Source organism: Cupriavidus sp. FW306-1B-F12B (assembly GCF_058781795.1).
In genome coordinates this window covers 119,240-132,921 of sequence record NZ_JBYSXC010000009.1, presented here as the reverse complement: position 1 = coordinate 132,921, position 13,682 = coordinate 119,240, and the positions used below count along the sequence as shown (strand labels likewise).

10 protein-coding genes are annotated in these 13,682 nt (G+C 67.8%); 7 read left to right on the top strand and 3 right to left on the bottom strand.

What is annotated here, in order from left to right:
- Window positions 1-5: 5 nt before the first annotated feature.
- Window positions 6-806 carry a trehalose-phosphatase gene (gene otsB / locus AC3WLE_RS16970; RefSeq protein ID WP_492319013.1) on the bottom strand — a complete coding sequence of 267 codons (801 nt, stop codon included), beginning with the start codon at window positions 804-806 and terminating at the stop codon, window positions 6-8.
- A 311-nt stretch (window positions 807-1,117) separates the two neighbouring features.
- Between otsB and ilvA the strand changes: the two genes are divergently transcribed.
- Window positions 1,118-2,656, top strand: a complete 1,539-nt coding sequence (ilvA, locus tag AC3WLE_RS16965) for a threonine ammonia-lyase, biosynthetic (protein WP_492319012.1) — start codon at window positions 1,118-1,120, stop codon at window positions 2,654-2,656.
- Window positions 2,657-2,673: 17 nt separating this feature from the next.
- Entirely contained in the window at window positions 2,674-3,507 is an 834-nt protein-coding gene (gene queF / locus AC3WLE_RS16960) for an NADPH-dependent 7-cyano-7-deazaguanine reductase QueF (RefSeq protein ID WP_010814426.1), read from the top strand.
- A gap of 15 nt (window positions 3,508-3,522) precedes the next feature.
- Here queF and AC3WLE_RS16955 read toward each other — a convergent pair whose 3' ends face one another.
- Entirely contained in the window at window positions 3,523-4,893 is a 1,371-nt protein-coding gene (locus tag AC3WLE_RS16955) for a carbohydrate porin (RefSeq protein ID WP_492355839.1), read from the bottom strand.
- Between the two features lie 183 nt (window positions 4,894-5,076).
- Between AC3WLE_RS16955 and AC3WLE_RS16950 the strand changes: the two genes are divergently transcribed.
- From AC3WLE_RS16950 to AC3WLE_RS16930, 5 genes are read left to right on the top strand one after another with little or no spacing between them, the layout of a single operon-like run.
- Window positions 5,077-5,772, top strand: a complete 696-nt coding sequence (locus AC3WLE_RS16950) for a TetR/AcrR family transcriptional regulator (protein ID WP_492355840.1) — start codon at window positions 5,077-5,079, stop codon at window positions 5,770-5,772.
- Window positions 5,769-6,749, top strand: a complete 981-nt coding sequence (locus AC3WLE_RS16945) for an HlyD family secretion protein (RefSeq protein WP_492355841.1) — start codon at window positions 5,769-5,771, stop codon at window positions 6,747-6,749. The genes AC3WLE_RS16950 and AC3WLE_RS16945 overlap by 4 nt, the downstream gene beginning before the upstream one ends.
- Complete coding sequence (locus AC3WLE_RS16940; protein WP_492355842.1) at window positions 6,746-7,714, top strand: ABC transporter ATP-binding protein; 969 nt, start codon at window positions 6,746-6,748, stop codon at window positions 7,712-7,714. The genes AC3WLE_RS16945 and AC3WLE_RS16940 overlap by 4 nt, the downstream gene beginning before the upstream one ends.
- Complete coding sequence (locus AC3WLE_RS16935) at window positions 7,711-8,871, top strand: ABC transporter permease (RefSeq protein WP_492355843.1); 1,161 nt, start codon at window positions 7,711-7,713, stop codon at window positions 8,869-8,871. The genes AC3WLE_RS16940 and AC3WLE_RS16935 overlap by 4 nt, the downstream gene beginning before the upstream one ends.
- A gap of 11 nt (window positions 8,872-8,882) precedes the next feature.
- The gene (locus tag AC3WLE_RS16930; RefSeq protein WP_492355844.1) at window positions 8,883-10,373 is read left to right on the top strand and encodes an efflux transporter outer membrane subunit; all 1,491 of its coding nucleotides are present in this window, start codon (window positions 8,883-8,885) and stop codon (window positions 10,371-10,373) included.
- A gap of 10 nt (window positions 10,374-10,383) precedes the next feature.
- Here the strand turns inward: AC3WLE_RS16930 and AC3WLE_RS16925 are convergent, their stop codons facing one another.
- Window positions 10,384-13,656, bottom strand: coding sequence for a pilus assembly protein (locus tag AC3WLE_RS16925; RefSeq protein WP_492355845.1), 3,273 nt, complete (start codon window positions 13,654-13,656; stop codon window positions 10,384-10,386).
- Window positions 13,657-13,682: the final 26 nt, after the last annotated feature.

The window sequence follows — 13,682 nt, the reverse complement described above, 5'->3', positions numbered from 1 at the left end:
CTCCCTCAGGATGTCGTTGTGCGCCGGGCCGGGCCTGGCTCGGCCTCATTCGGCACGGCGCGCGGCTCGCCGCCGGCGCCTTCCAGCGCGCGGGCCGAGCGGTGCAGCCAGCTGCGCAGCGCGGCCGGTCCGGGCACGCTGACGCTGGCCACGGTCTCGCGCTGGCCCACCAGCACGCCCAGCCCGCCGAGCTTGCGCACAGCGGCAAAGCCCGGCTCGTCGGTCAGGTCGTCGCCGGCAAAAAGCGGCACGCGCTCGGCGAAGGGCGCGGATTTCATGAATGCGGCAATGGCGTCGCCCTTGTCGACGCCGGCCGGCTTGATCTCGACCACCATCTTGCCGGGCAGCGCCTCCAGTCCGACGGCATGGCGCAGCACCTCGGTGACCGCGGCATCGACCACGCCGGCCAGTTCAGGCGCCTGGCGGTAGTGGATGGCGACGGCAACGGACTTGCGCTCCAGCCGCAGGGCGGGATAGGCGCGCACCAGCGCTTCCAGGTGGGGGATCAGCGGTTCCAGGCCGGGGGCGGAAGTCTTTGACACCATGCCGCCGTCGGTGCGGAATTCAGCACCATGCACGCCGGCGGCCGGCAGCCGCAGGGGCTGCAGGAAGTGGTCGAGTTCAGAGATCGGCCGCCCGGAGATGACGGCCAGCGCGCCGTCCAGACGCTCGAATAGCGTGTGCAGCGTGCCGACCAGTTCCGGTTCGACCTGCACCAGTTCCGGGCGCGGGGCCAGGTCGGCCAGGGTGCCGTCGAAGTCGAGAAACAGGGCGGTATTGGGTTCGATTAGCGGTAGTTGTGGCATCGCGTTACACCGTAACACGTCGTTTTGACCGGCGTCCACCGGACGCCGTCCTACATGGCGCGCACGCAACCTGGCCTCGACGCAAGTCCAGGGCCAAGCGTCTGCGGCCCCGCCCCGCGTGGCTCGCCGCGCCCCGCATGAGTGCACCGTCATCCACACGAAGAGCGACCTCCGCGCGGCCCGGGCCGCCCGCCGCGGGCGGCGGGAGCGTCGCCCGGGCCGGGTGGAAGTCGCCGCCATCCTTTATCATTGACGGTTTCCGCCAGAATTTCCGCCTTTTTTTGCGCCGCCCCACGGCCCGCCCCGAGACCATGACCCGCACGTCCGCCGCCCGACCCGATTACCTGAAGAAGATCCTGACCGCCAAGGTCTACGACGTGGCGCAGGAGACCGAACTGACCTACGCGCACCAATTGTCGGCGCGCACCGGCAATGCGGTCTGGTTCAAGCGCGAGGACACCCAGCCGGTCTTCTCCTTCAAGCTGCGCGGCGCATACAACAAGATGGCCTCGCTGACGCAGGAAGAGCTCAAGCGCGGCGTGATCGCCGCCTCGGCCGGCAACCACGCGCAGGGCGTGGCGCTGTCCGCGGCGCGCCTGCAGTGCAAGGCCATCATCGCCATGCCGGTCACCACGCCGCAGGTGAAGATCGACGCGGTGCGCGAACGCGGCGGCCAGTGGGTGGAAATCGTGCTGCACGGCGAGTCCTACAGCGACGCCTACAACCACGCTGCGGAGCTGGAGAAGAAGCACAAGCTGACCTTCATCCATCCGTTCGACGATCCCGAGGTCATCGCCGGCCAGGGCACCATCGCCATGGAGATCCTGCGCCAGCACCCGGGCCCGATCCATGCCGTGTTCGTCGCCATTGGCGGCGGCGGGCTGATCTCTGGCATCGCCTCGTACATCAAGGCGGTGCGCCCCGAGATCAAGGTGATCGGCGTGCAGACGGTGGACTCTGACGCGATGAAGCGCTCGGTCGACGCCGGCAAGCGCATCGAGCTGAAGGAAGTGGGGCTGTTCTCGGACGGCACCGCGGTCAAGCTGGTCGGCAAGGAGACCTTTCGCATCACGCGCGAGCTGGTCGACGACATCATCCTGGTGGATACCGACGCCATCTGCGCTGGCCTGAAGGACGTGTTCCAGGACACCCGCAGCATCCTGGAGCCGGCCGGCGCGCTGGCCGTGGCAGGCCTGAAGGCCTATGCCGAGCGCGAGAAGCTCAAGGGCCAGCACCTGGTGGCGATCGCCTGCGGCGCCAACATGAACTTCGACCGCCTGCGCTTTGTCGCCGAGCGCGCCGAGGTGGGCGAGGCGCGCGAAGCCGTGTTCGCCGTGACCATCCCCGAGGAGCGCGGCAGCTTCAAGCGCTTCTGCGAGCTGGTGGGCACGCGCAGCGTGACCGAGTTCAACTACCGCATCGCCGATACCAGCATGGCGCATATCTTCGTCGGCGTGCAGATCGCCAGCCGCGCCGAGAACGACAAGATCGCGGCCAGCTTCCGCAAGCACGGCTTCGACACGCTGGACCTGTCCAACGACGAGCTGGCCAAGCAGCATATCCGATACATGGTGGGCGGGCGCTCGGCGCTGGCGCATGACGAGCTGCTGTACCGCTTCGAGTTCCCCGAGCGGCCGGGCGCGCTGATGCGGTTCCTGTCCAGCATGAGCCCGAACTGGAATATCAGCTTGTTCCACTACCGCAACCAGGGTGCGGATACCTCCAACATCCTGGTCGGCATCCAGGTGCCGAAGAACGAGAAGCGCGCCTTCCGCGCCTTCCTTTCGACGCTGGGTTACGTACACTGGGACGAGACCGACAACCCGGTGTACAAGCTGTTCCTGTCCTGACACCTGCTGAGCGCCCCATGAGCCTCCCTGAACACTCGCCGCTGGGCAAGCCCTCGGCCTACAAGACCGAATACGACGCCTCGCTGCTGTTCCCGATCCCGCGCCAGCCCAAGCGCACCGAGATCGGCCTGCCCGAAGGCAAGCCGGTGCCGTTCTTCGGCGTCGATATCTGGAACGCGTACGAGCTGTCGTGGCTGAACCTGAAGGGCAAGCCGCAGGTGGCGCTGGCCAGCTTCATCATCCCGTCGGACACGCCCAATATCATCGAGTCCAAGTCGTTCAAGCTGTACCTGAACTCGTTCAACCAGACCAGGATTGCTTCACCCGAGGCGCTGCAGCAGCTGCTGCACCACGACCTGTCCGAAGCCACCGGCGGCACCGTGCAGGTGCGGCTGGTGACTGAAGCGGACCTGGGCAAGCAGAAGATGGGGGAGCTCGACGGCCTGCTGCTGGACCGGCTCGATATCGAGGTGGACCGCTATGAGCCCGCGCCCGAGCTGCTCTCTGCCGACCAGCAAGAATCGCCGGTGGAGGAAACGCTGGTGTCGCATTTGCTGAAGTCCAACTGCCTGGTCACCGGCCAGCCGGACTGGGGCAGCGTGCAGATCCGCTACGTGGGTGCGCCGATCAACCAGGAAGGGTTGCTCAAGTACCTGATCTCGTTCCGCAACCACAACGAGTTCCACGAGCAGTGCGTGGAGCGGATCTTCATGGACGTGATGCGCGAGTGCAAGCCGGTCAAGCTGGCGGTGTATGCGCGCTATACGCGTAGGGGCGGGTTGGATATCAATCCGTTCCGGACCAACTTCAATACGGCGTGGCCGGATAACAAGCGCAACGCGCGGCAGTGAGGCAGGCGGGGAGGATCAGAACTCCCCGTGAAACCGCACCCCGTAGAACTTCACCGGCCCGCGGTCGCGGTTGTAGCCCGGGTTGCGCACGTACTGGAAGTCGGGGCTGATGCTCAGGTACTTCACCGGCTGGAAGCTGTAGTAGATCTCCAGGATCTGCTCGGGCCCGTAGCGCAGCGCACCGTCGCCCAGGAACGCGCCCTGCCCGCCCGCGGCCAGGTAGTTGCGGTGGTTTGGGCCCAGCATGTTGATGGCCACCGCCACGCCCAGCGCATCGCGCGCCCGTCCCCACGCATCGCCCTTCAGCACGCCGCCGGCCGACACCTGGCGGCCGATTTCCGTGAAGGCGTAGGTCTCGGTCTTGTCGTCGGACAGGCTGGCGCGCGCGAACATCCCCAGTGAATCGGTGACCTGCTGCAGCAGTGTCACGCCCACGCCGCTCTTGGCGTGCTCGCGGCGCACGTCGGCGACGTCCGGGGTGGTGTTGTTGGCCATGCCGAAGCCGATGGCATCGCTGAACGCGCCCATGCGCGCCTTGTTGCGGAACCACAGCAGCCGCGCGGTGCCGGGCCGGCCGGCGAGCTGGTAGCGCTTCTCCACTTCGATGATGTCGCCGTAGTGCTCGAACATGCGGGTGTCGAGCCGCAGCCCGTTGGATTCCAGCGGCTGCAGGAAGCGCCCGATGCGCGCCGACCAGCCGTCGCCGATGTATTCCAGCGACAGGCCCCAGCTATAGCCGCGTGCATCGGCCGGATAGTCGAAGGCGCCATGCGTCATGAACGACCAATTCATGAATTGCGTGCGCGGGTCCGAGCCGAACTCGTTCTGGTCGAAGACATCCAGCACGCCAAAGTTGCCCGCCGTCAGCACCACGCGCTGCCGGTCGACCGTGCGCGCAAACTGGTTGAAATCCGCTTCCAGTGCCTCGCTGCCGCCGCCCAGGCCCCAGGTCTGCCGCACGAACGCGCGCGCGCGGTAGAACACCGGATTGGTGCTGGCGGCCTTGCCCAGTTCACCGTTGGACAAGCCGCCCAGGCCGTGCAGGCCGGAAAACGGCACGCCTTGCGTGGCCTCCGGGTTGAAGTGGAACTCCGCGCCTTGCCACAGCTTCAGTCCCAGATCCAGCGTCGCGCTGAACGAGTAGCTCTTGGCTCGTTCGGTACCCAGGCTGTTGGGGCCGGAGTAGGCCGCGCCGAATGATGGCTTGCGCTGCCAGATGTAGGTGCTCTGGCCGTGAAAGGCGAACGGGCTCTCCGCTTCAGCCGGGCCTTGCACCGGCTCCGCTTGCTGCGCCATCGCTGGCAGGCACGCACAACAGGCCAGCGCGGCCAGCACACGACGAAAACGGAGACGAACGGGAGCGGTGGCAAGTGGCGGAAACGGCATCGGCAGAGGCGATCGGCAAGGGAAGTGCCCGAGACGGCGTGCTCCGGCGCCCGCAGCATAGCCAAGCGCCCATGACATGTCTACCTGCCAAAGGATGTGCCGGAAGGCCGACGTTGTAACCGCTCTTGAATTAATTAACGCAAAAATTAATATTCACTGGAGACCGCTTGCATCCGTTTGCCCATGCCGCGCCCGCCCGCCAAACCGAAACCCTCCGCCCGCCGCAGCCCCGGTCGTCCTGCGGCCGGCCAGCCCGGCCAGCGCGAACGCATCCTCGATGCGGCCACCGACCTGTTCTCGCGCCAGGGCGTGGCCGGCACCCCGGTCAAGGCGATTGCCACCCAGGCCGGCGTAACGCCGGCGCTGGTCCATTACTACTTCAGCGACCGCGAATTGCTGCTGGACGCCGTGGTCGAGGAAAAGCTGCAGCCGCTGGTGGCCAGCGTCTTCGCTGCCGCCGGGGATGCCGAGCCGATGGCCATGCTGATCGGCATCGCCGGCCAGCTGATCCGCACCGCGGCCGCCACGCCCTGGTTTCCCGGGCTGTGGATCCGCGAAGTCGCCAGTGCCGACGGCGCCCTGCGCGAGCGCGTGCTGGACCGCTTCGCGCTGCAGCGCGCCGGTGCACTGAGCGCGCCGCTGGCGGCCGCGATCGCGCGCGGGCAGCTCAATAGCGGACTGGAGCCGGCGCTGGTGATGCCGTCGCTGATCGGCCTGACGCTGCTGCCGCTGGCCACCACCCATATCTGGCGCCGGCTGCCCGGCGGCGAAGCGGTCGATACCGACACGCTGGTGCGCCACGTATCCGCGCTGCTGACGCACGGGCTGGCGCCGGCGCCCGACGCCGGCAAGTCCAGGCCTTCTCCGGAGCCATCATGAACCACGCCCTCCCCACCAGCCCGCAACTGCCGGCAGCGGTGCTTGCCGTGCTCGCGGCGGTGCTGCTGGTCGCCGCTTGCAGCCGTGAGCGCGCCGACACCTGGCAAGGCTATGTCGAAGGCGAATTCGTCAGCGTGGCCTCGCCGTTCGCCGGGCGCCTCGACACGCTGTCGGTGCAGCGCGGCCAGCAGGTCGGCCAGGGCGCCGCGCTGTTTGCCCTCGAATCCGACGACGAGCGCGCCGCGCGCCAGCAGGCCGAAGACCAGCTGCGCGCGGCCGAGGCACAGCTGCAAGACCTGAAGACCGGCAAGCGCCCGGTCGAAGTCGAGGTCAGCCGCGCCCAGCTGGCGCAGGCACAGGCCCAGGCGCAGCGCAGTGCCGCGGCCTTGCGGCGCGACCAGCGCCAGTATGAGATCGGCGGCATCGCGCAGGCGCAGCTGGACGAATCGCGCGCGCAAGCCAGCAGCGACGCCGCACGTGTGCGCGAACTGCAGCGCGATATCGACGTGGCCCGGCTGCCGGGCCGGGATGCGCAGCAAGCCGCGCAGGCCGCGCAGGTGGCCGCCGCGCGCGCGGCGCTGGCGCAGGCCGAGTGGAAGCTGTCGCGCAAGACCGTTGCCGCGACCCAGGCGGGGCTGGTCTACGACACGCCCTACCGCCTCGGCGAATGGGTGCCGGCGGGCAGCCCGGTGGTGCGCATGCTGCCGCCGGGCAACGTCAAGGTGCGCTTCTATGTGCCGGAGACCGTGGTGGGCGCGCTGCGCAACGGCCAGGCGGTGCAGGTGCGCTGCGACGGCTGCGCCGCGCCGGTGGCGGCCACCATCAGCTACGTCGCCAACGAGGCCGAATACACGCCGCCGGTGATTTACAGCAACGAGACGCGGCGCAAGCTGGTGTTCCTGGTCGAAGCGCGCCCGGCGGCGGCCGATGCGCCCAGGCTGCGGCCGGGCCAGCCCGTTGAAGTGGTGCGGCAATGAACACGACAATCAACGGCAGCGCAAGCGAACTCGCCATCGACGTGCGCGGCCTGAACAAGCACTTCGGCGACAAGCACGTGGTCAACGACCTCAGCATGCAGGTCGCGCGCGGCGAGATCTTCGGCTTCCTCGGCCCCAACGGCAGCGGCAAGACCACCTCGATCCGCATGATGTGCGGGCTGCTGACGCCCGATTCCGGCGAGGGCACCTGCCTGGGCTACGACATCCGCAGCGAGTCCGACGAGATCAAGCGCCGCGTCGGCTATATGACGCAAAAGTTCTCCTACTGGGACGACCTGTCGATCCGCGAGAACCTGGACTTTGTCGCGCGCGTCTACGGCATGCCGAACCGGCGCGAGGCAGTCGACCGCGCGCTGGAAGACCTGGGCCTGGCCACGCGCTCGGCGCAGCTGGCCGGCGCGCTGTCTGGCGGCTGGAAGCAGCGGCTGGCGCTGGCGGCGTGCCTGCTGCACGAGCCCGAGCTGCTGCTGCTCGACGAACCCACCGCGGGCGTGGACCCCAAGGCCCGGCGCGACTTCTGGGAGCAGCTGCACCAGCTGGCCGCGCGCGGCATCTCGGTGCTGGTCAGCACGCACTACATGGACGAGGCCGAGCGCTGCCACAAGCTGGCCTATATCGCCTACGGCAAGCTGCTGGCGCAGGGCACCGCCGATGAAGTGGTGGCCAGCCAGAAGCTGTCGACCTGGAGCGTGGAAGGCGACGACCTCGCCGCGCTGTCCGAGCAGTTGCAGGGTGCGCCGGGCGTGGGGCAGACCGTGGCCTTCGGCACCGCGCTGCATGTGACCGGGCGCGATGCGCAGGCGCTGGCCGATACGCTTGCGCGGCTGGCGGGACCGGGCCGGCGCGTCGAGCAGACCCAGACCAGCCTGGAAGACGTGTTCATCCACATGATGAGCGGAGCCGAGGACAATATGGCGGCCCGCAAGGCCAAGGACACGCCATGACAGCCGCCCGCAAGCCGGCCGCGCGGCAGCGCTTCTCGCTGCAACGGTGGTGGAGCATCGTGCTCAAGGAATTCCTGCAACTGCGGCGCGACCGCGTCACCTTCGGCATGATCATCGGGCTGCCCATCATGCAGCTGCTGCTGTTCGGCTTTGCCATCAACACCGATCCGCGCCACCTGCCGACCGCGGTGATTGCCGCCGACCAGAGCGAATTCACGCGCTCGTTCATCGCCAGCATGGAGCAGTCCACCTACTTCAAGCTGGTCGGCACGCTGCCGGACGAACAGGCCGGGCGCGAGGCGCTGATGAAGGGCGAGGTGCAGTTCGTGCTGACCATCCCGCCCGACTTCACGCGCCGTCTGCTGCGCGGCGAACGGCCCGCGCTGCTGGTCGAGGCCGATGCCACCGATCCCTCCGCCACCGGCCAGGCCATCGCCGCGCTGCCGCAGCTGCCCTACCGCGTAGCCGCGCATGACCTGAACGGATCGCTGGCGCCGCTGGCCGGCGGCAAGCCGCCCTTCGACGTGCAGGTGCAGCGGCTCTACAACCCGGAAGGCATCACGCAATACAACATCATTCCCGGCCTGATGGGCGTGATCCTGACGATGACCATGGTGATGATGACCGGCCTGGCCATGACGCGCGAACGCGAGCGCGGCACCATGGAGAACCTGCTGGCCACGCCGGTGCGGCCGCTCGAGGTGATGACCGGCAAGATCGTGCCCTATATCTTCATCGGCCTGATCCAGTCGACCATCGTGCTGCTGGCCGCGCGCTGGATCTTCAGCGTGCCGTTCGTCGGCTCGGTGCTGGCGGTGTACCTGGCGGCGCTGCTGTTTATCGCGGCCAACCTGACGGTGGGCATCACGCTGTCGTCGCTGGCGCAGAACCAGCTGCAGGCGATGCAGCTGACGTTCTTCTACTTCCTGCCCAACATCCTGCTGTCCGGCTTCATGTTCCCGTTCGCCGGCATGCCGGGCTGGGCGCAGGCCATTGGCAACATCCTGCCGATGACGTATTTCCACCGCATGGTGCGCGGCATCCTGCTCAAGGGCAACGGCTGGGTCGAGCTATGGCCCAATGTGTGGCCGATGGCGCTGTTCATCGTGGTGGTGATGGCGATTGCGGTGCGCTTCTACCGCCGCACGCTGGACTGAAGGGGTTGGCCATGCAACGACTCACGCCTCTGTTTGCCGCCGCGGCACTGTTGTGCGGCTGCGCCGTAGGCCCCGACTTCCGCGCGCCCGCACCGCCGGACGACGCCGGCTACGTGCCGGGCCCGCAGCCGGTGGCAACCGTCGCGGCCGACGCCGCGGACGCGGGCAGGCAATCCCACGCGCAAACCCTGGCCGCCGGCGCCGACGTGCCCGCGCAGTGGTGGACACTGTTCCGCAGCCCGGCACTGGACGCCACCATCCGCGGCGCGCTGGATGCCAGCCCGACGCTGGCGCAGGCGCGCGCCCGGCTGCGCGAGGCGCAGGAGAACCTGGCCGCGCGCACCGGCGCGACGCGCTGGCCCGCCGTCGACGCAAAACTGAACACCACGCGCCAGCAGGTCGACTTCCAGTCCCTGGGCATCACCGCGATCCCCAGCCCGGGCCCGTTCACGCTTTACGGCGCCACGGTGCAGGTGTCGTACGTGCTCGACCTGTTCGGCGGCCAGCGGCGCGAACTGGAAGGACTGCAGGCAGCGGTGGACTACCAGCGCTATGAACTGGAAGCCGCGCGCCTGGCGCTGGCCGCCAACGTGGCCACCGCGGCCATCCGCGAAGCCGGCCTGCGCGCGCAACTGGCCGATACCGCCGCCGTGGCGGCGGCCCAGCAGCGCCAGCTTGGCATCACCGAGGAACGCCTGCGCGCGGGCGGCGTCGCGCGCGTCGACGTGCAGCGCCAGCGCGCGGAGCTTGCGCAAACCCAGGCCCTGGTTCCGGCCCTGCAACGCCAGCTCGATGCCACGCGGCACCAGCTCGCGGTGTACACGGGCCAGACCCCGGCCTCGGCCACACTGCCCGAGTTCCGCCTCGACGACCTGCACCTGCCCGACACGCTGCCGGTCAGCCTGCCGGCCACGCTGGCACGCCGCCGTCCCGATATCCGCGCGGCCGAGGCCCTGCTGCACCAGGCCTCGGCCAATATCGGCGTGGCCACCGCCAACCTCTATCCGCAGATCACGCTGAGCGCCAGCGGCGGCACGCAAGCCACCGCGGCGCGCGACCTGTTCAGCAGCCTGAACGTATGGAGCCTGGCCGCGGGGCTGGTGCAGCCCGTATTCCGCGGCGGCGAGCTGCAGGCACGCAAACGCGCGGCGGAGGCGGCTTATGAGCAGTCGCTGGCCGCGTATCGGCAAGCCGTGCTGCAGGGCCTGCAGAACGTGGCCGATTCGCTGCGCGCACTCGAAACCGATGCCGCCGCGCTGCGCGAACGCGCCGACAGCGCGCGGCAGGCGCGCGATACGCTGGCGGTGGTGTCGGAGCAGTACCGGCTCGGCGGCGTCAGCCAGCTGACGGTGCTGGATGCCGAACGGCAGTCGCGCCAGGCGTCGCTGGAACTGGCGCAGGCGCGCGCCGACCGGCTGGCGGATTCGGCGGCGCTGCTGCAGGCGTTGGGGGGTGGGTGGTGGGAGGAGGAAGGCGGCGCTGTGGCGGCAGCGCCGCGGTGATGGCGGCTGGCTAGGTCTTGTCGCTCTGCGTGTGCCAGTAGGTGCGCTTGCGCTTGCCGGTGCTGGCGGGCTTCACCTCCTGGCCGCCCAGCGATGACTTGTCGTCGCCGCCCGAGGCACCAGCCTTGCCGCCCCCGATCAGCACCGGGACCAGCCGGGTCGATCCGTCGGTCTGCGTGACCGACACCATGCCGAACACCGGCGACGGCGGCAGCCCGCCGTTGTCGAACCTGACGAACCGCGGCCCGTTGTTCATGCCAAGCCCGGTCAGGAATGACACCGCGTAGCCCCGCGCAACGCCCAGGTCGGGATAGCAGGCTCCGGGCTCGACCTTGGAAGGCGTGTTGGTGCCGAAGTACGTATAGCCCGCCACGGTCAGCGGCGCATTGACCGCCTTCTCGCCGAATTCCAGCGACAAGTAGAAGCCGCTCGCCACCGCCGAATCGCGGTAGGCCACGTTGGTCGCGTCGACAAGATCGGCCGCCTTGACCGCCGTCCAGGTCGAAGGCAGCTTCCCGTCGACGTTCGGGTCCTTGACCATGAAGAAGCGGTTCTGCACGTTCTGCGCCGCGCCAGGGGTCTGGCTCAGCGAGTACAGCGGCTTTTCGCGGTCGCCCGAGGCGATCATCACAGCGTCGTACTTGCCGGTGGCGACGACATCGGGCGGATAGAGAAACTTGCGCGCATCGTTGGTGTCCACTGCGCCGCCCAATTGCGCGAGCTTGCCGACCGTCCACGTCGACGGAGTATCCGTATCCGTCGATCCGAAGTCGATACGCCAGACATTGCCGCCGACGTCGCCGACATAAGCCTTTTCGGCATAGCCATCACCATTGCGGTCCACCACGGCAACGTCGGAAGGAATCGCGCGGCTGTTGATGGTGACGCAGGTGCCCGTGCTGATGCCAGCGCAATTGGCCAGGGCTGCCCAGACCACATTGCCCGTCCCGGCGTCGAGCACGATCACGCCGCGGCCTTGCTTGTTCGTCGCCGTGGCGATGCCATTGAGCGCGGGGTCGGTATCCTCGCCGTCGGGGTCGTAGCCCGCACCCATGATCAGCACAGGCGTCGGGTAGCCGCGCACGCGCATCACCCGCGGCTGCGACCAGGTCTGCCCCAGTTCAGGGATGTCGGCGTTGGTCTTGCTCCAAAGGTACTCCGGCTTTGCCGGATCCTTGACGTCCAATGCATAAATCAGGCGACCGCCGCGCCGTGCGGTCAGGTAGATCTTTACCTGCGGCGTGGCCGGGGTGCTCAGGTCCTGGTAGACCGTGGTGGTGCCGTCGAAGAAATAGTCGCGTGGAGCAAACTGGACCTCGGCGGTGTCCTGCGGGCTGCCCGTCAGCCGCACCTCGGGCGCGTTGCTATAGATCCGCGCCAGCTTGCCGTAGAACTCGGGAGCGATGAAGCCCCACAGTTCACCGCCCGCGCGCACCGTGCCCGCGGTGGTGGAAATGGCTGCAGTGCGGTTACCGTTGACGGCATGGAACACACCGTCATTGGCACCGTAGAAGACCACTACGCCAGTGGTGCCGCCGTAGTCGACCACCACCGGGCGCGAATGCAGCACGTCGCCGTGGATCGAGCCGCGCACCGTGACGTTGCCGCCGGGGCCGGGCTCCGCCTCTTTCTTGGGGTCGGTGCCGGTCAGCGTGGCGAAGACGTCCTTGCCGCGCACCCAGTTGATCATATTGGCCACATCCGCGGCAGTGGTCTTCAGCAGCGACGGACCGTTGCCCTCGGTGAGGGCCTTGTTGGCGGTATCGAAATTCGCCAGCGCGGTCCCCTTGCTGCATTTCGCGTCGGCGCAGGTCAGCAGCCGGCGCCCGGCCTGACTGGTCAGGTAGTCTGCGCGCAGCATTTCTCCGGCGCCGCCCTTCTCGACGACCTCGCCGTCGGGTGAATCCTTGGCATTGCGCAGCAGCGACGAGGCATTCTTCCAGAACCCGTCCGAGGGCCAGTCCGTCACGATGCTGGAGCTGCCCACCGCCTTCGGCGGATCCTCGGTCCAGTAGCTGCGGGCATTGGGCGATATAAACCCGGTCCCCGCGTTGCTAACCGCATTCTTCGGGGGCTGGTCGATCGCGCCTTGCACCCCGGCGTCGAGCATCACCAGATTGCCGTTGCTGTCATAGCCCAGCTTGTACTGTTTGAGGTTGCCCACCCAGCGCGGACGGGCCTTGCCGTCCGGGCGGAACATGCCGATATAGACCTGGTTCAGGTACGAACCCTGCCCGTTCACGCTGACCGGCAGGCTGACCGAGGCAAACACGTTGTTGACCGCCTGCATCTCGTTGAAGATGTCCTTCAGCGCCTTCGAAAGCGCGTCGTCATCTCCGGCCCGGACTGTAAAGTTGCCGCCCCCGCCCTTCTGGGCCATGCTGGTGACGAACTGCAGGTAGTCCTGGCTTTGCTGGCTACCGTCAGTGACGCCGATGGTGTAGGTAATGATGTTCTGGCGCGTCGCCGTGGTCGAGCCCGCGTTGTTGGCGGCGTTCAGGTCCAGGTCGTTCAGGAAGCGCGCCCACTCATCGCCCCAGTTGTCGATGTTGTTGCCCCTGGGCAGCGGGATCGGAGTGAGCTGCGCGGTGGTGGCGCCCGCCTCCTTGAGCTTGTTGTAGGCATCCTGGCCGGAGTCCTGCGGCTTGCCGTTGTTGAGCGCGTTGGCGATGTAGATGATGAAGTTCTTCTGGCACGGGTTGGTGATCGGCGACCTGTATGTGGTGCCGGACAATCCCGTCTTGCCGGAGAAGAAGGCCCATGCCTCCTGCATGGCGCCACCGACCTGCGAGTTGTTGGCACTGTCCTTGGTACGGTCGATGGTCTTGATGTAGTCGAGCATGTCCTGTCCGCCCGCACCTTTCTCCATCAGCACCAGCCCGGACGGCGCGGTGGGCGGCGTCACCTTCGGGAAGCGGAACTGGCCACCCGTATTGGTGCCCTGCCCGAACATCATCACGCCAAGGTTGATCTTGCCGTTCGTCTTGTCATCATTGATCAGGTCCGACACCGCCTTGTACAGCGCGCACTGCTCGGCGCCAACGTTGGTGTTATCGTTGTTGGCGCTCACCACGTTCTGCGTTTCGCAATCGACCTGGGCATTGGCATTCCACGCCGATGCGTTGTCGAGTATCAGCAGCACGTTGGGACGCGACCCGGAGTTGGCCTGCAGGCCGGTGAACAGGTCGATGTCTTCGGCTATCGCCGCGGGCGCGGCAGCCAGCCCGAGCAGGGCTGTGGCACAGGCGGCGGAAGCGCGAAGCCGGCGAGCGGGCATGGACATGCTGGTTCTTCCTTTCAAGATCCGGA